Here is a 17,610-nt window from a genome sequence, read left to right as displayed (position 1 = left end):
GCCATGTTCTTCGTGTTTGGCCCTTCGGGGCAGATGTACCGCGGCGGGCCGGACAAGCTGGCACAGGTGGCGCCCGTGCGCCGCGTGCAGCGCCCGCAGGCATTGCGCACGCGCCCCCTGGATGCGGACGCGCCTCCGGCGCCCGAGCCGCCGCCACCACCACCCGCGCAGCCCCGCCCGCTGCGCCTGCTGGAGGCCGTTTCGGCCTACGTGCAGACCGAACTGGGCCCGGCCCAGCCGCGCCAGCCCCTGTCGCGCGTGGGCGACGTGATGACGCGCGGCTCGCTGGGCATCGCGCCCGAGACGCGCGTGAACGACGCCTGGCAGACGCTGGCGGAGCACCGCATCGCCCAGGCCCCAGTGGTGAACGCGCAGGGCCAGGTGGTGGGACTGCTGCTGCGCGCCGACATGGCACCGCTGGACCTGCTGCCCGAGCCCGGCGCGGTGAAGCAGGCCATCGAACTCGCGCGCCGCCCCGTGTCCGAGGTGATGGTGAGCCCCGTGCCGACGGTGACGGCCGATACCGAGCTGCGCTACGTGGCCAACGTGCTGCTGGAGACGGACCTGCCCGGCCTGCCCGTGACGGACGAGCGCGGCCAGCTCGCGGGCTTCATCTCGCGCACGGACATCCTGCGCGCCGTGGCCGCCGACCCGCCATTGGACCTGTGGAGCTGAAATGACGCCCACCCCCTGAGCGACTTCGTCGCTTCCCCCGCTCTCGCATTGCTACGCAATGCGGGCAGGAGGACGCAGCCAGCGCGGCGGGGCGGCCCTTGCGCGGCTGCCCGCGCCTGGATCGCGCCAGCTGGGCAACCGCGTGCTACTGAATGAATAGCTGCCAGCGCTTGCTGGATAAGCGCTGGAGCCTGATTCCTTATAAATCCGTCGCGTCGTCCGGCGTGACCACCGTGTCCGGCACGCGGCTGGCGAGCACCTTGTCGATGGTCTTGCCGTCCATGTCCACCACCTCGAAGCGCCAGCCGCCCCACTGCACCGTGTCGGTCACGCTGGGCAGCTTGCCGGTGAGCAGCATCAGCATGCCGCTCAGCGTGTGGTAGCGGCCGCGCTCTTCCTCCGGCACGCTCGCCAGGTTCAGGCGGTCCTTCAGCTCGGGCACGGGGATGTGGCCGTCGAGCAGCCAGGAGCCGTCCTCGCGCTCCACGGCCCAGGAGGTCTCGGGGTCGCGCGGCTGGAATTCGCCGGTGATGGCCTCGATGATGTCCTGCACGGTGACGATGCCCTGCACCTCGCCGTATTCGTCGATGACGAAGGCCATGTGCACGTCCGACTGGCGGAAGTCGTGCAGCAGCTCCATGGCGTTGATGGTCTCGGGCACGTACAGCGCGGCCTGCAGCGGCTGCGCCATCAGCTCGCGGCCCTGCGCTTCCTCGCGCACCGCGTGCGCCAGCCACTGGCGGGCGCTGAGCACGCCCAGGATGTTCTCCATGCCGCCGCGCACCACGGGAAAGCGCGCGTGGTTGGACTCCTCGATGAGCCGCAGGTTCTCCTCGAACGAGTCCTGCACGTCCAGCGCCACCACGTCTGCGCGCGGCACCATGAGCGAGCCGATCTGCCGGTCGTCCAGGCGGAACACGTTGCGCACCATCTGGTGCTCGTGCGACTCGATCACGCCCGCGCTCGTGCCCTCGGCCAGCACGGCGTGGATCTCGTCCTCGGTCACGGTGGAGGGGTTCTCCTTCACGCCCAGCAGGCGCAGCAGCGCCCGCGTGGACAGCGACAGCAGCTGCACGAACGGCTTGGTGGCCATGGCCAGCCAGTTGATCGGGCGGGCCACCAGGCGCGCCAGCGTCTCGGGGTGGCTCTGGCCCAGGCGCTTGGGCACGAGCTCGCCCACGACGATGGAGAAGTAGGTGATGAGCACCACCACCAGGCCCGTGGCGGCGTAGCCCGCGGCCTTGGCCTCCACGCCCAGGCCGATGAGCCAATCGCCCAGCGGCCTGGCCAGCGCCGATTCGCCCACGATGCCGTTGAGCACGCCGATGGAGGTGATGCCGATCTGGATGGTGGAGAGAAAGCGCGTGGGGTCCTCGCCCAGCTTGGCGGCGGCGATGGCGCCGCTATCGCCCTCATCGATCAGCTTCTGCAGGCGCGCCTTGCGTGCCGAAACCAGTGCCAGCTCGGACATGGCGAACAGTCCATTGAGCAGGATGAGGGCGAACAGTATTGCTATTTCCATAAGTGGGAAGCCCGTGGCGCTCCCGTGGTGTGAAGATGCAGAAATTGTAAGAAGCCCTGCATTGTCCGGGGAATTGCCGGCGCGTGACGCATGCCCCGCCGGCCACTCGGCATTGCAATATGCATGCCAAATTGGCCTGCAGCGCCCGCCAGCCGGGCGCGAGGCGCTATCAAAACCGCATCAACGGCCGGCAGGGCCGGTCTCCGGGCGGCGCTCGGAGATTTCCAGGCCGGTGGCGGCATCGATCTTCAGGCCCTTGGGCAGGGGGAACTTCACGGTCTCCTCGATGCCGTCCATCTTGCGCACGGCCACGGCGCCCAGCTCCTTGATGCGCGCGATCACCGCCTGCACCAGCACTTCCGGCGCCGAGGCGCCGGCCGTCAGGCCCACGCGCGCGACGCCGTCGAACCATTCGTGGCGCAGCTCGGAGGCAGAGTCGACCATGTAGGCCGGCGTGCCCAGGCGCGCGGCCAGCTCGCGCAGGCGGTTGCTGTTGGAGCTGGTGGGGCTGCCCACCACGATGACCAGGTCCACCTGCGGGCTGAGCAGCTTCACCGCGTCCTGGCGGTTCTGCGTGGCGTAGCAGATGTCCTGCTGCTTGGGCTCGCGGATGCTGGGAAAGCGCGCGCGCACGGCGGCGGTGATCTCGGCCGCGTCGTCCACGCTCAGGGTGGTCTGCGTGACCACCGCCAGCTTGGCCGTCTGGCCGGGCTGCACGCGCGCCACGTCCTGCACGTCTTCGACCAGGTGGATGCCGTGGTCGAGCTGGCCCATCGTGCCCTCGACCTCCGGGTGGCCCTTGTGGCCGATCATGATGAACTCGTAGCCCTCGCGGGCGAGCTTGGCCACCTCCACGTGCACCTTGGTCACCAGCGGGCAGGTGGCGTCGAAGACCGAGAAACCCCGCGCACGCGCCTCGGCCTCCACCGCCTTGCTCACGCCGTGGGCGGAGAAGACCAGCGTGGCGCCGGGCGGCACCTCGGCCAGGTCCTCGATGAAGATAGCGCCCTTGGCCTTGAGGTCGTTCACCACGTAGGTGTTGTGCACGATCTCGTGGCGCACGTAGATCGGCGCACCGAACTTGGCCAGCGCACGCTCCACGATCTCGATCGCGCGGTCCACGCCCGCGCAAAAGCCGCGCGGCTCGGCGAGGACGATCTCCTGCGGCTTGTCCATCACAGCACGCCGATGATCTGCACCTCGAACGTGACGGGCACGCCCGCCAGCGGGTGGTTGAAGTCGAAGCGCACCGCGCCCTCGCCTTCGCCCTCCGCGCGCACCTCCAGCACCACGCCCGCGAACTGGCCCGTGCCATCGGGGGTGGGGAACTGCACTACGTCGCCCAAGGTGTATTCCTCGTGCGGGTCGCCCAGCTCCTGCAGCAGCTTCCTGGCCACCCACTGCTGCATGTCGGGGTTGCGCTCGCCGAACGCCTCGCCGGCGGCCAGCTCGAAGGTGGCGCGCGCGCCCTCGGCCAGGCCGATCAGGCGCTGCTCCACGGCGGGCGACAGCTCGCCCGCGCCCACGGAGAGCGTGGCGGGCTTGTCGTCGAAGGTGTTGATCACGTCGCCCGCCGGGCCGGCCAGACGGTAGTGCAGCGTGAGGAACGAGCCCTGCTGCACGGTGGGTGCGGGGGCTTGGGAAGGGTCGGCGGTCATACGGGCTCTCGATAAACTGGCCCGCATTGTAGAAAACCGGGCCATTCCCATGCCGCTCAAAGACCTGCCTGCCGACGCGCAGCCGCGCGAAAAGCTCCTGGCCAAGGGCCCCGCCGCGCTGGCCGACGCCGAGCTGCTCGCCATCGTGCTGCGCACCGGCACCGCCGGGCGCGGCGTGCTGCAGATGGCCGGCGAGCTGCTGGAGCGCTTCGGCGGCATCGCCGGGCTGCTGCACGCGCAGGCCGACGACCTGCGCCACTTCAAGGGCCTGGGCGGCACCGCCAAGCGCGCCGAGCTGGTGGCGGTGCTGGAGCTGGCGCGCCGCGCACTGGCCCAGCAGCTGCGCGAGCGCGAGGTGTTCGACTCGCCCCAGGCCGTGCGCCACTACCTGCAGCTGCACCTGGCGGCGCGCCCGCACGAGGTGTTCGCCGTGCTGTTCCTCGACGGCGCGCACCGCCTGATCGCCATGGAGGAGCTGTTCCGCGGCACGCTCACCCAGACCAGCGTCTACCCGCGCGAAGTGGTCCTGCGCGCCCTGCACCACCATGCCGCCGCCGTGGTGCTGGCGCACAACCACCCCAGCGGCAGCGTGCAACCCAGCCGCGCCGACGAGGCGCTGACCCAGACCCTCAAGGCCGCGCTGGGCCTGATCGACGTGCGCGTGCTGGACCACGTGATCGTCGCGCCCGGCGCCTCGCTCTCGATGGCCGAGCAGGGGCTGGTGTGAGGCGGCTGGCCGGGCTGGCCGCCTGCGCCGCGGCCCTGCTGCTGGCCGGCTGCGCGTATCCCCCCGCGCCGCCATCGGCGCCCGGCGCGGCCGCGCCGCTGCGCCTGATCGGCACCGCCACCTTGCCCCCCGGCACCACCTATGGCGGCACGCCCGTGGGCGGCCTCTCGGGCATCGACTACGACCCGGCGCAGGATCTGTACCTGCTCATCAGCGACGACCGCTCCACCCACGCTCCGGCGCGTGTCTATACCGCCCGCCTGCGCTACACGGCCACGCAGCTCGCGCCGCCCGAGTTCACCGGCGTGCATACGCTGCGCCACGCCGGCGGCCGTCCCTTCGCGCCGCCCGCCCGGCCCGAGCCCGGCATGGACGTGCCCGACCCCGAGGCCGTGCGCTGGCGCCCCGGCAGCGGGCATTTCCTGTGGACCAGCGAGGGCGACTTCGCCCGCGGCTTCGGCCCGCAACTGCGCGAAAGCCGCGCCGACGGCAGCGCCGTGCGCGACATCACCCTGCCCGCCGCCTTCCAGCCCGCGCCCGGCGCCGGGCCGCGCGGCAACGGCACGCTGGAGGGCCTGGCCCTCGTGCCCGGCGGCCGCACCGCCTGGCTGGCGATGGAGCTGCCCTGGCGCCAGGACGGCCCGCCCGCCACGCCCGCGTCGCCCGGCGCCCCGGTGCGCTTCACCGCCATCGACGTGGACAGCGGCCGGCCGCTGCGCCAGATCGCCTACCAGCCCGACGCCGTGCCCCATGCGCGCCGCGTGCCCGTGGGGCCGCAGATGAACGGCGTGAGCGAGATCCTGGCCGACGGCCCGCACCACCTGCTGGTGCTCGAGCGCGCCTACAGCGCGGGCGTGGGCGTATCCGCGCGCCTGTACCGCATCGACACGCGCGCGGGCCAGGACACGCTGGCCCTGCCCGCGCTGGCCGCCGCCACCGTCGTGCCCAAGACCCCGGTGGCCGACTTCGCCGCGCTCGGCCTGGCCGTGGACAACCTCGAAGGCATGGCCTGGGGCCCGCCCCTGCCCGGCGGCGGCTGCGTGCTGGTCTTCGTGGGCGACGACAACTTCAACCCCGCGCAGGTCACGCAGTTCATCGCGGTGCAATACCTGGAACCCCAGGGCGGGCAAGGGCGATGCGGTACAACCGCAGCCAGCCCATGAACGCCGCCCTGACCGCCCGCTCCTTCGCCGACCTCAAGCCCCTGCGCCGTGCGCTGCAGGAGGCCGCCGTCCGGCAGGCCGAACGCGAGCGCCAGCGCCGCGAGGCGCAGCAGCGCGCGCACGCCGAGCGGCACCTGTTCCAGGACGCGGTCGGACCCGTGCAGCCCCTCAAGGGCCAGCACGAGCGCCACTGGCACCTGCCCGCGCCGCCCGAGCCCCTGCCCGTGCAGCGCACGCTGGACGAGGAACGCGTGCTGCGCGAGTCGCTGAGCGACGAGTTCGACGTAAGCACCCTGCTGGACGTGGACGACCAGCTCAGCTTCCGCCGCCCCGGCATCGGCCTGGACGTGACGCGCCGCCTGCGCGCGGGGCACTGGAGCATCCAGCGCCAGCTCGACCTGCACGGCCTGCGCACCGACGAGGCGCGCGAGGCGCTGGGCGAATTCATCCGCCTTGCGCACCGCACCGGCCTGCGCTGCGTGCGCGTGGTGCACGGCAAGGGCCTGGGCTCGCCGGGCCGCACGCCGGTGCTCAAGAGCCGCGTGCAGCGCTGGCTGGTGCAGAAGAAGGAAGTGCTGGCCTTCGTGCAGGCCCGCCCGGCCGACGGCGGTGCCGGCGCGCTGGTGGTGCTGCTGCAGCCGGGACGCCGCTGAAAGATAGCAGCCAAATCGGCCTCCAGCGCTTGCTGGACAAGCGCTGGCAGCTCTCTTTTCAGGAGTATCCCAGACCATGCCGGCGACCTGTGCCTGCGGGCCCACGGGCCGCCGTCTGACGCGGCGCAAGCGTTCCGCCCCTTACCTTCACACCACGATTCAACTCGTCAGGAGCGGACCATGCTGCAGAGATTCTTCAACCCTTCCGTGATCTACACACGCCGGGCCCAGCGCTGCCTCGACGACGCCCGCATGGCGGCCCTGGAGCACGAGTGCGCCGCCGAGCACCACACCGCCCTGGCGCGCATGTACCGCGAACGCGTGGCGCGCCTGGAACGCGAGATGTCTCCTGCGCAGGAGCCCAGCGTGATCCTCGACCCCGCCCTGCATCCGCGCGTGGCCACGCTGCGGCGCGGCGACGGGGGCGCGGTGCAGCAGCCCTACCTGGCGCAGAACGCTGCGGCAAGCTAGCCGCCGCGGTTACGCATCCAGTCGGCCGTGCCCATGAAGCTCTCGTTCAGGCGCGCACGCAGCGCCTCGGGCACGCCCGTCTCGCCCATGGCCTGGTCCATGCAGGCCACCCATTGGTCGCGCTCCAGGATGCCGATCGAAAAAGGCAGGTGCCGCATGCGCAGGCGGGGGTGGCCGAAGCGGCTTTGGTAATGGTCGGGTCCGCCGAGCCAGCCGCAGAGAAACCAGAACAGCTTGTCGCGCGCATCCTGCAGCGTGCTGCCGTGGGCCGCGCGCAGCTCGGCGTAGGCGGGCTCCAGGTCCATGAGGTCGTAGAAACGGTCCACCAGCTGGCGGACCTTGTCTTCGCCGCCCAGCCACTCGAAGGGCGTGGCAGGCGGCTGCGGTGCGGGAGTGGACATGCCCGCGATTGTAGGAATCAGCGCCGTGCCTGCTCGGCCTTGGACTGGCAGGCGATGCAGCGCGCGGCATGCGGCTGGGCCAGCAGGCGCGCCGCGCCCACGCCCTGGCCGCAGTCAATGCACTCACCGTAGCTGCCGTCCGCCATGCGCTCCAGCGCGGCGCGCACGGCCACCAGCTCGTCGTGGTCGCGTGCGGCCTCGGCGTCGCGCACCACGCCTTCGGCCATGCGGTTGGCCTGGTCGCGCGGGCTGCCCGCGGATTCGGCATCGCCGGCGCTGGAGGCGACGGCCAGGGTGTCGCGCTGCACTTGGCCCAGCTCGCGCAGCAGCTGCTGCTGGCGTTGCTCCAGCACGGTGCGCAGATGCGCGCGCTGGGAATCGGAAAGGGTGGTGGTGTTCATGGGCCCAGCATGCCAGCGGCGGCGCGGGGCATGTTGATGCGCATCAAGCCACGCCGCCCGTGCCGGCCAGCCAGCGCCGGTGCAGCGCGTCCACGTCCACCTCGGTGCCCGTGTCCACGTCCAGCGCCAGCGCGCGCTCCTCGGGCGCGAGGGGCTCGGCCGTGTCTTGCTGGCGCGCGAGCACGGGCAGGTCGGCCTCGGAAGGGTCGGCGCCCTGCGTGCGGCGGCGGGCCACGCGCTCGCGCAGGCGGTCCGGGTCCGCGTGGCAATGCAGGATGGCGTAGGGCACGCCCAGCGCGCGCGCCAGCGCGTGGAAGGCGTCGCGCTCGGCGCGGCGCAGGAAGGCGGCGTCCACGATCACCGGGTAGCCCGCCTGCAGCGCCGCGCGCGCCCATTCGCCCAGGCGCGCGAAGGTGCGGGCCGTCGCCTCGGGCGTGTAGATGTCCACGCCGTGCGCGGCCGAGTCGGCCAGCGCCGGCAGGCCGTGCAGGCGCTTGCGCTCCACGTCCGAGCGCAGGCGCACGGCGCCGGCCGCCGCGAGCAGGCGCGCGGCCACGGTGGATTTGCCCGAGCCCGACAGGCCGTGCGTGATGAGCAGGCGCGGCCGTCGGGGCGCGGCCAGGGCCTCGGCGCAGGCCAGGTAGTCCGGCCCCGGCTGCGGCGCCGCGCCTTGAACGATGCCTTGTGCCGCACGCAGTTGTGCGGCCATGGCGCGCACCAGGGCGCGGTAGATCTCGTAGGGCCGCAGCACGTCCAGGCCTTCGTAGTCGCCGGTGGCGGCGAGGTAGGCGTCGAGGAAGCGCCATGCCAGCCCGGGGCGGCCGTGGGCGTGCAGGTCCATGGTGAAGAAGCCCGCGTCGGCCAGCGTGTCGGTCCAGCGCAGGGCGGGGCTGAACTCGATGCAGTCGAAGGCGGTGAGCGTGCCATCCAGGCACACCACGTTGCCCAGGTGCAGGTCGCCATGGCCTTCGCGCACGTGGCCACCCGCGCGGCGCTCGGCCCAGCGCTGCGCCAGCCGGCCGCGGCGCGCACCGAACCACGCGCGCAGCACCTGCAGGCGCGCGGCCTGCGCGTCGGGCAGCAGGGGCGCGAGGGTGTCGAACACGTCGTCGATGGCGCACGCCACCTGCGCGGCCGAGCCCCAGGCGCTGCCCTCTCCCGTGGCGGGAGCGGCAGGAGCCTCGGCGTGCAGGCGCGCGATGCGCGCGGCAAAGCCGTCGATTTCCTCGGCGCGCAAGGCCCCTACGCGCACCAGCGCGTCGAGTTCGCTGCCCGGGGGAAAGCGCCGCATGCGCAGCACCCAGTCGATGGCCTCGCCCCCCTCGCCCGGCTGCCCCAGGCGCGGCGCCTGTGCGCTGCCGAGCAGGGGCAGCACGTCCACATAGAGCGCAGGGGTGAGCCGGCGGTTCAGGCGCAGCTCTTCCTCGCAGTAGTGGCGGCGCGCCTCGATGGAACGGAAGTCGGCGAACGGCAGGCGGATGGGTTTCTTGAGCTTGTAGGCCCAGTCGCCGGCCAGCAGGATGCGGGACAAGTGCGTCTCGATGGCGGCATCGGCCCGCAAGGCGGCGCGCAGGGCTTGCGTTTCATCAGTCAAATCGGCCTCCAGCGCTTGATACACAAGCGCAAGCAGCTATTCAAAACATAGCATCAGTCCGCCGCGCGGCGCAGGGTCTCGACCACCGGGCGGCGCAGCACCTCGCGCAGGCCCCACCAGCCGGCCGCCAGCGCCAGCAGCGCGCCGGCCAGCGCGCCGGCCAGGGGCACCCAGGGCCGCACGGTCCAGGTGAAGTCGAACACGTAGCGCGCCAGCAGCCAGCCCACGGCCACGGCCACACAGCTCGCCAGGAAGCCCGCGAGCAGGCCCACGCCGGCCAGCTCGGCGCGCTGCACCTGGCGCAGCAGCGCGGCGCGCGCGCCCACGGCACGCATGATGGCGAACTCGCGCGCGCGCTCCTCGCGCGTGGCGGTGACGGCGGCGAACAGCACGGCCAGCCCGGCCGCGAGCGTGAAGGCGAAGAGGAATTCCACCGCGCGCACCACCTGCGCCAGCACGCGCTGCACCTGCGACAGGGTGGCGCTCAGGTCCACGTTGGTGATGTTGGGGAAGTCGTGCACGAGCGCGTTGTCGAAGCCGGGCTGCGCGGGTGCGCGGTAGGCGGCGAGGTAGGTGACGGGCACGTCCTGCATGTCCGCCACCGGGTACATGACGAAGAAGTTGGCGCGCATGGAGCCCCAGTCCACGCGGCGCAGGCTGGTGATGCGCGCCTCGCTCGTGACGCCGCCGATGTCGAAGCGCAGCCGGTCGCCGAGGTTCAGGCCCAGCGTCTTGGCGATGCCCTCTTCCACGCTCACCGCATCGGGCTCGCCGGGCGTCCAGCGGCCGGCGGTGATGGGGTTGTGCTGCGGCGCCTCGAAGGCGTTGGAGAGGTTGAATTCGCGGTCCACCAGGCGGCGGGCGCGGTCTTCCGCATAGTCGTCAAGGCTCACGGCGCGGCCGTTCACGGCCACAAGGCGGCCGCGGAACATGGGGTACCAGTCGTAGCGCGCCACGCCCGCCTGGTCGAGCCGTTGGCGGAAGGCCTCGGCCTGGTCGGGCATGATGTTGATGACGAAGCGGTTGGGCGCGTCGGCCGGGGTGGCGCGCTGCCAGCTGTCGATGAGGTCGGTGCGCAGCAGCACCAGCAGCACCAGCGCGAGCAGGCCCACGGCCAGGCTGCTGACCTGCACCACGGCGTAGGCCGGGCGCGCGGCGATCTGGCGCGTGGCGAGCACCAGCCAGCGCGGGGCCGTGGCTTCGTTGACGCTGGCCCGCAGCAGCCGCACGGCGCCCCAGGCCAGCAGGGCGAAGAGCAGCGCCGCGGCGGCGAACCCGCCGACGGCGATGGCGCCCAGCTTCGCGTCGCGGCTCACGGCGAGCAGCAACGCGGCGAAGCCGGCCACGCCCACGCCCAGCACAGCCAGCGACGCGGGCTTGAGGCCGCCCACGTCGCGGCGGATGACGCGCAGCGGCGGCACGCGCGCCAGTTGCAGCACGGGCGGCAGGCCGAAGGCGCACATCAGCGTCAGCCCCACGCCCAGGCCGAAAGCCACGGGCCAGAGGCTGGGCGCGGGCAGGCCAGCTTCCACCAGCCCGGCCAGCAGCAGCACGAAGACGTGGTGCACCGCGAAGCCCAGCAGCACGCCGAGCGCGCTGGCGAACACGCCGACGGCCGCGAACTCGGCCACGTAGGCCCCGGCGATGGCGCGCTGGCTCTGGCCCAGCACGCGCAGCAGCGCGGCGGCATCCAGGTGCTCGTTGGCGAAGCCGCGCGCGGCCAGCGCCACGGCCACGGCCGCGAGCAGCGCCGCGAGCAGGGCCACGAGGCTGAGGAATTTCTCGGCGCGCTCCAGGGTCTGGCGCATTTCGGGCTGGCCGCTGTCGATGGATTCCACGCGCACGCCGCGCACGTCGGGCCGGGTGGCGGCGTCCTTGGCCCAGGCGGTGAAGCGTTGCGCGGCGCGCGCTTCGCCTGCCACGGCGAAGCGGTAGGTGATGCGGCTGGCCGGCTGCACCAGGCCGGTGGCGGGCAGGTCGAGCGCGTTGACCATCACGCGCGGCGCGAAGGTGAGGAAGCCCGCGCCCCGGTCGGGCTCCAGCGTGAGGATGCGGGCGATGCGCAGGCGCGCGTCACCCAGCAGCAGCTCGTCGCCCAGGCGCAGCGCCAGCGATTCGAGCAGGGGCGCGTCCACCCAGGCCTCGCCGCGCGCGGGGATGTCCCGCGTGGGCTGGCCGGGGCGCGCGGGGTCGGCGGTGGTTTGCAGGCGCCCGCGCAGCGGGTAGCCCGGCTCCACGCTCTTGAGCGCCACGAGCCGGCTGGCGCCGCCCTGGGCGTCGTCGGCGCGCGCCATGGTGGGGAAGTTCAGCGTGGTGGCGCCCGCCAGGCCCAGCGCCCGCGCCTGCGCCACGAACGCCTCGGGCGTGGGATTGTCGCTGGCGATCACCGCGTCGCCGCCCAGCAACTGCAGCGCGTCGCGCGCCAGGCCGCCCTGCAGGCGGTCGGCGAAGAAGCCCACGGAGGTGAGCGCGGCCACGGCCAGCGTGACGGCCACGATCACCAGGCGCAGCTCGCCCGCGCGCAGATCGCGCCACAGCGTGCGCCAGCCCAGGGTGAGTGAGGAGGGTTTCATGGTGCTTTTGGCCTCCAGCGCTTATCCATCAAGCGCAAGCAGCTATTGAAACAGTAGCAATGATTCAGACGTAGCGCAATGCGGTGGGGGGCGGCACAGGCCCCACAGGTGCATGCCCGCCTCCTGCGCCAGTTGCAGCGCCAGCGAGGTGGGCGCCGAGATGGTGGCGAAGGCCGGCACGCCCATGCGGGCGCACTTGCGCACCAGCTCGTAGCTGGTGCGGCTGGTCATCACGACGAAGCCGGGCTCTCCCAGGCGACCCGCCAGCGCCAGCCGGCCGAACAGCTTGTCCAGCGCGTTGTGGCGGCCCACGTCCTCCAGCACGTCGGTGAGTTCGCCCTGGGGCGTGGCCCAGCCGGCCGCGTGCACCGACCCGGCCCGGGCGTTGAGCGCCTGCCGCGCGCCCAGGGTGGCGAAGGGGCGCAGGATGGTGTCCACATCCAGGCCGTCGCGCCAGGCGGGCGCGGCCAGGGGCTCGGGATGCAGGTCCAGCGCCTGCAGGCTGTCGATGCCGCACACGCCGCAGCCCGTGCGCCCGGCCAGGGCCCGGCGGTGTTCCTTGAGGCGGGCGAACTGGCGCGGGGCGATCTCCATGTGCACGGCGCAGCTCGCATCGGGCGTATCCACGGCGTGGGTGAGCACTTCCACGTCGCGGCAGTCCGAGGGGTGCTCCACGATGCCTTCGCTCAGCGCGAAGCCCACCGCGAATTCGGCCAGGTCCTGCGGCGTGGCCATCATCACGGCGTGCGAGATGCCGTTGAAGACCAGGGCCACCGGCACCTCGGCCGCCACTTCCACCGGCTGCGCGGCCGCGCCGCCGCCGCTGCGCCACTGGTGGGCGTGCACGGGCGCCAGGGGCGGCAGCGGCAAGGCGGTGTCGGAGGTCGCGGGCGTGTCGGGGATCGGCATGCGCGCACCATACCAGCCAAGCCCCTTCCCCCGAGTCCGTTACTGGGGTATAGCGCTGCTGACTATGATCGGCTCGCCCATGGTCGCGCGCCCGGTTGAGAGGGAACCGCGCCGAGGGCGGACTACGGGCTAACCCTGTAGTCTTTGCAGAGGCATTGCAACCAAGATGACCCCACAAACAACTCCCCCACGACAGGAGGTTCCGTCATGGACATGAACCGCCGGCATTTCTTCCGCGTGAGCGGCGCAGGGCTGGTTGGCTCCAGCCTGGTCGCCATGGGCTTCTCGCCCGCTACCGCGCTTGCCGAAGTCCGCCAGTACAAACTGGCCGCCACCACCGTCACCCGCCAGACCTGCACCTACTGCTCGGTCGGCTGCGGCATCCTGATGTACGCGCTGGGCGACGGCGGCAAGAACTCCAAGCTCTCGGTGATCCACGTCGAGGGCGACCCCGACCACCCCGTCAACCGCGGCACGCTGTGCCCCAAGGGCGCGGGCCTGCTGGACTTCATCAACAGCCCCAACCGCCTGCTGTACCCCGAGTACCGCGCACCGGGCTCCAACGAGTGGAAGCGCCTGTCGTGGGACGACGCGCTGACCCGCATCGCCAAGCTGCTCAAGGACGACCGCGACGCGAACTTCCAGGCCAAGACGGACGACGGCCTGACCGTCAACCGCTGGCTCACCACCGGCATGCTCGCCGCATCGGCGTCGAGCAACGAAGCCGGCTACATCACCTACAAAGTGGCCCGTTCCTGGGGCCTGCTGGCATTCGATAACCAAGCCCGTGTTTGACACGGCCCGACGGTGGCAGGTCTTGCCCCGACGTTTGGCCGTGGAGCGATGACGAACCATTGGGTCGACATCAAGAACGCGGACGTTATTTTGATCATGGGCGGCAATGCCGCCGAAGCGCACCCCTGCGGATTCAAGTGGGTGACCGAAGCGAAGGCGCACAACAAGGCGCACTTCATGGTGGTCGATCCGCGCTTCAACCGCTCGGCCTCGGTCGCCGATTTCTATGCCCCCATCCGGTCGGGCAGCGACATCGTGTTCCTCGGCGGGGTCATCAACTACCTCCTGTCGAACGACAAGATCCACCACGAGTACGTGCACAACTACACGGACTTCAGCTTCATCGTGCGCGATGACTACCAGTTCGTGGACGGCATCTTCTCGGGCTACGACGAGGAAAAGCGCACCTACGACAAGAAGAGCTGGGACTACGAGCTGGGCGAAGACGGCTTCGTGAAGACCGACCCCACGCTGCAGCACCCCGCGCTGCGTGTACCAGCTCATGAAGAAGCACTACGAGGGCTACACGCCCGAGAAGGTGGAGAGCGTCTGCGGCACGCCGAGGGACAAGTTCCTGCACGTGTGCGAGAAAATCGCCAGCACCGCCGTGCCCGGCCGCGCCATGACCATCATGTACGCGCTGGGCTGGACGCAGCACTCCATCGGCGCGCAGATCCTGCGCTGCGCCGCCATGGTGCAGCTGCTGTGCGGCAACATCGGCGTGGCGGGCGGCGGCATGAACGCGCTGCGCGGGCACTCCAACATCCAGGGCCTGACGGACCTGGGGCTGCTCTCGGCCAGCCAGCCGGGCTACCTGACGCTGCCGAACGAGAAGGAGCAGGACTACCAGGGCTACGTCACTTCGCGCACGCAGAAACCCCTGCGCGCGGGCCAGATGAGCTACTGGCAGAACTACCCCAAGTTCCACGTCAGCCTCATGAAGTCCTTCTTCGGGGCGAATGCCACGGCGGAGAACAACTGGTGCTATGACTACCTGCCCAAGCTGGACAAGCAGTACGACATGCTGCAGATCTTCCAGCTCATGAACGAAGGCAAGGTCAACGGCTACATCGCGCAGGGCTTCAACCCGATCGCGGCGCTGTCCAACAGCGGGCGCGTGCGCGACGGCCTGGCCAAGCTCAAGTTCCTGGTGGTCATGGACCCGCTGGCGACGGAAACGTCGGAGTTCTGGAAGAACTACGGCGAGTACAACGACATCGACACGGCCTCCGTGCAGACCGAGGTGTTCCGCCTGCCCACGACCTGCTTCGCCGAGGAAGAGGGCGCGGTGGTCAGCTCCTCGCGCGTGCTGCAGTGGCACTGGAAGGCCGCCGAGCCGCCGGGCGAGGCCAAGACCGACGTGGCCATCATGTCGGCCCTGCACCTGCGCCTGAAGGCCCTCTACCAGAAGGACGGCGGCGCGTTCCCCGACCCGATCGTCAACCTGGACTGGAAGTACGCGCAGCCTGCGCACCCCAGCTCCGAGGAGATCGCCAAGGAGTACAACGGCAAGGCGCTGGTGGACCTGGTCGATCCCAAGGACCCGACCAAGGTGCTGCGCCCCGCGGGCCAGCAGGTTTCCGGCTTCGCCGAGCTGCGCGACGACGGCACTACGGCCTGCGGTTGCTGGATCTATGCCGGCGCATGGACGCAGGCGGGCAACCAGATGGGCCGGCGCGACAACTCCGACCCGTCGGGCATCGGCAACACGCTGAACTGGGCCTGGGCTTGGCCGGCGAACCGCCGCGTGCTCTACAACCGGGCCTCGGCCGACCTGCAGGGCAAGGCGTTCAACCCGAGGCGCAAGCTCGTCGAGTGGAACGGCAAGGCCTGGGGCGGCTACGACGTGCCCGACACCGGACTGGGCATCGCGCCCGAGACCGGCAACGGCCCGTTCATCATGAACCCCGAGGGCGTGGCACGCTTCTTCGCCCGCAAGGGCATGAACGAGGGACCATTCCCCACGCACTACGAGCCGTTCGACACGCCCGTGGGCCTGAACCCGATGTACCCGAACAACCCCAAGGCCACGAGTTCGCCGGCCGCACGGGTGTTCAAGAACATCTGGGACACCTTCGGCAAGGCCGACGAGTTCCCGCACGTGGGCACGACGTACCGCCTGACCGAGCACTTCCACTACTGGACGAAGCATGCGCTGGTCAACGCCATCACGCAGCCCGAGCAGTTCGTGGAGATCGGCGAGGCGCTGGCCAAGGAACTGGGCATCGCCGCGGGCGACCGCGTCAAGGTCAGCTCCAAGCGCGGCTACATCAAGGCCGTGGCGGTGGTGACCAAGCGCATCAAGCCGATGAAGATCGAGGGCAAGACCGTGCACCACGTGGGCATCCCCATCCACTGGGGGTTCAAGGGGCTGACCAAGCCCGGGTTCCTCGCCAACACGCTGACGCCCTTCGTGGGCGACGGCAATACCAACACGCCGGAATTCAAGACCTTCCTCGTGAAGGTCGAGAAGGCGTAAGGAGGCCACGATGTCATTGCAATCCCTCGATATCAAGCGCCTCTCCGCCACCACCACTCCTGCGCCGCAGGCGCGCTCCCCCATGCGGGCGAGGTGGCCAAGCTCATCGATGTCTCCAAGTGCATCGGGTGCAAGGCCTGCCAGACCGCCTGCATGGAGTGGAACGACCTGCGCCAGGAGCCGGGCGTAAACGTGGGCGTCTACGACAACCCCAACGACCTGACCGAGAACGCGTGGACGGTGATGCGCTTCACCGAATACGAGAACGAGGCCAGCGGCAACCTGGAGTGGCTGATCCGCAAGGACGGCTGCATGCACTGCGAGGACCCGGGCTGCCTCAAGGCCTGCCCCTCGCCCGGCGCGATCGTGCAGTACACGAACGGCATCGTGGACTTCCACGAGGAGCACTGCGTGGGCTGCGGCTACTGCGTCACCGGCTGCCCGTTCAACGTGCCGCGCATCAGCAAGAAGGACCACAAGGCGTACAAGTGCACCCTGTGTTCCGACCGCGTGGCCGTGGGCCAGGAACCCGCGTGTGTGAAGACCTGCCCCACCGGCGCAATCGTGTTCGGCACCAAGAAGGCGATGAAGGACCATGCCGAGGAGCGCATCGCCGACCTGAAGGAGCGCGGCTTCGCCGAGGCGGGCCTGTACGACCCGGCCGGCGTGGGCGGCACGCACGTCATGTACGTGCTGCACCATGCGGACAAGCCTTCGCTCTACCAGGGCCTGCCCGACGAGCCGAAGATCAGTCCGCTGGTCGGCCTGTGGAAGGGCGTCTCCAAGCCGCTCGCCATGGCTGCGCTGGGCGTGGCCGCGGTAGGCAGCCTGTTCCACTACATCACCAAGGGGCCCAACGACGTCTCCAAGGAACTGGAGGACGAGATGGACCGCAAGGACCGCGAGGCCGAAGCCCTTGAGAAGGAGAACCTGCCATGAGACGCAATCCACGCGACCTGCAGCGCTACACGGCAGGCGAACGCGCCAACCACTGGATCGTGGGCATCTGCTTCATCCTGCTGGCGCTCTCGGGCCTGGCGTTCTTCCACCCGGCCTTCTTCCCGCTCACGCAGCTGTTCGGCGGCGGGCCGTGGACGCGCATCCTGCACCCCTACATCGGGGTGGTGATGGCGCTGTTCTTCGTCATGATGTTCTTCCGCTTCTGGCGGCTGAACCTCATCGAGCAGCGCGACGTGGAATGGCTCAAGAACGTCGACAAGATGGTGGACGGCAACGACCACGCCATGCCCGAGCAGGGCAAGTACAACGGCGGCCAGAAGGTGCTGTTCTGGGGGCTGGTGATCGGCATGCTGCTGATCGTCGTCACCGGTGCGCTCATGTGGCGCGCATGGTGGGCGCCGCCTATCACCGTGATCCGCATCGCGTCGGTGGTGCATGCCATCGCTGCGGTGTGGATGATCGGCCTCATCATCCTGCACGTGTACGCCGCCATCTGGACGCGCGGCACCATCCGCGCCATGCTCTACGGCACCGTCACGCGCGCCTGGGCCAAGCAGCACCACCGCGGCTGGTACCGCAAGGTAACGGGCGACAATAGCCAGCCCGCCGCGCCCGCCCTATCTGCCGCC

Annotated in this window: 13 protein-coding genes and 3 pseudogenes; 8 read left to right on the top strand and 8 right to left on the bottom strand. The window is 70.7% G+C overall.

Features of this window, described 5'->3' with window-relative positions; translation table 11 throughout:
* The first annotated feature begins 3 nt into the window (after positions 1-3).
* Positions 4-675, top strand: coding sequence for an HPP family protein (locus AAG689_RS01975; RefSeq protein ID WP_406624537.1), 672 nt, complete (start codon positions 4-6; stop codon positions 673-675).
* Between the two features lie 199 nt (positions 676-874).
* Here the strand turns inward: AAG689_RS01975 and AAG689_RS01970 are convergent, their stop codons facing one another.
* The 3 genes from AAG689_RS01970 to AAG689_RS01960 form a co-directional block, all read right to left on the bottom strand.
* Complete coding sequence (locus AAG689_RS01970; protein ID WP_406624536.1) at positions 875-2,197, bottom strand: hemolysin family protein; 1,323 nt, start codon at positions 2,195-2,197, stop codon at positions 875-877.
* A gap of 180 nt (positions 2,198-2,377) precedes the next feature.
* The gene (ispH, locus tag AAG689_RS01965; protein WP_406624535.1) at positions 2,378-3,373 is read right to left on the bottom strand and encodes a 4-hydroxy-3-methylbut-2-enyl diphosphate reductase; all 996 of its coding nucleotides are present in this window, start codon (positions 3,371-3,373) and stop codon (positions 2,378-2,380) included.
* Positions 3,373-3,855, bottom strand: a complete 483-nt coding sequence (locus AAG689_RS01960) for a peptidylprolyl isomerase (RefSeq protein ID WP_020228778.1) — start codon at positions 3,853-3,855, stop codon at positions 3,373-3,375. Before AAG689_RS01960 ends, ispH begins: the two co-directional genes overlap by 1 nt.
* A gap of 49 nt (positions 3,856-3,904) precedes the next feature.
* Between AAG689_RS01960 and radC the strand changes: the two genes are divergently transcribed.
* From radC to AAG689_RS01940, 4 genes are all read left to right on the top strand, one after another.
* The gene (radC, locus tag AAG689_RS01955) at positions 3,905-4,582 is read left to right on the top strand and encodes a DNA repair protein RadC (protein WP_020228779.1); all 678 of its coding nucleotides are present in this window, start codon (positions 3,905-3,907) and stop codon (positions 4,580-4,582) included.
* Entirely contained in the window at positions 4,579-5,745 is a 1,167-nt protein-coding gene (locus tag AAG689_RS01950; protein WP_406624534.1) for an esterase-like activity of phytase family protein, read from the top strand. Before radC ends, AAG689_RS01950 begins: the two co-directional genes overlap by 4 nt.
* The gene (locus AAG689_RS01945; protein WP_406624533.1) at positions 5,742-6,398 is read left to right on the top strand and encodes a Smr/MutS family protein; all 657 of its coding nucleotides are present in this window, start codon (positions 5,742-5,744) and stop codon (positions 6,396-6,398) included. Before AAG689_RS01950 ends, AAG689_RS01945 begins: the two co-directional genes overlap by 4 nt.
* A 180-nt stretch (positions 6,399-6,578) precedes the next feature.
* On the top strand, positions 6,579-6,869 hold the full coding sequence (locus AAG689_RS01940; protein WP_020228782.1) for a hypothetical protein: 291 nt from the start codon (positions 6,579-6,581) through the stop codon (positions 6,867-6,869).
* Here the strand turns inward: AAG689_RS01940 and AAG689_RS01935 are convergent.
* The 5 genes from AAG689_RS01935 to fdhD are packed head-to-tail and all read right to left on the bottom strand — an operon-like array spanning position 6,866 to position 12,747.
* Positions 6,866-7,270: a group II truncated hemoglobin gene (locus AAG689_RS01935; protein ID WP_020228783.1), complete on the bottom strand. Its 405-nt coding sequence runs from the start codon at positions 7,268-7,270 to the stop codon at positions 6,866-6,868. The two genes, AAG689_RS01940 and AAG689_RS01935, sit on opposite strands and share 4 nt — an antisense overlap.
* A gap of 17 nt (positions 7,271-7,287) precedes the next feature.
* Positions 7,288-7,671: a TraR/DksA family transcriptional regulator gene (locus AAG689_RS01930; protein WP_406624532.1), complete on the bottom strand. Its 384-nt coding sequence runs from the start codon at positions 7,669-7,671 to the stop codon at positions 7,288-7,290.
* A 43-nt stretch (positions 7,672-7,714) separates the two neighbouring features.
* Positions 7,715-9,265, bottom strand: a complete 1,551-nt coding sequence (locus tag AAG689_RS01925) for an AAA family ATPase (RefSeq protein WP_406624531.1) — start codon at positions 9,263-9,265, stop codon at positions 7,715-7,717.
* A gap of 53 nt (positions 9,266-9,318) precedes the next feature.
* Positions 9,319-11,838, bottom strand: a complete 2,520-nt coding sequence (locus AAG689_RS01920; protein WP_406624530.1) for an ABC transporter permease — start codon at positions 11,836-11,838, stop codon at positions 9,319-9,321.
* Positions 11,839-11,880: 42 nt separating this feature from the next.
* On the bottom strand, positions 11,881-12,747 hold the full coding sequence (gene fdhD, locus AAG689_RS01915; RefSeq protein WP_406624529.1) for a formate dehydrogenase accessory sulfurtransferase FdhD: 867 nt from the start codon (positions 12,745-12,747) through the stop codon (positions 11,881-11,883).
* Between the two features lie 207 nt (positions 12,748-12,954).
* Here fdhD and fdnG point away from each other — a divergent pair.
* The 3 pseudogenes from fdnG to AAG689_RS01900 all read left to right on the top strand — a co-directional run.
* A pseudogene (gene fdnG, locus AAG689_RS01910) lies at positions 12,955-16,021 on the top strand (formate dehydrogenase-N subunit alpha).
* Positions 16,022-16,031: 10 nt separating this feature from the next.
* Positions 16,032-16,960: pseudogene (gene fdxH, locus AAG689_RS01905) on the top strand (formate dehydrogenase subunit beta).
* A pseudogene (locus tag AAG689_RS01900) lies at positions 16,957-17,577 on the top strand (formate dehydrogenase subunit gamma); the annotation flags it as partial. The pseudogenes fdxH and AAG689_RS01900, both read left to right, overlap by 4 nt.
* Positions 17,578-17,610: the final 33 nt, after the last annotated feature.

This window comes from Acidovorax sp. SDU_ACID1, assembly GCF_045291395.1.
Taxonomy (GTDB): Bacteria; Pseudomonadota; Gammaproteobacteria; order Burkholderiales; family Burkholderiaceae_C; genus MR-S7.
Note: the sequence above shows the minus strand (reverse complement) of the source record. Positions and strands in the feature narration are given on the sequence as shown.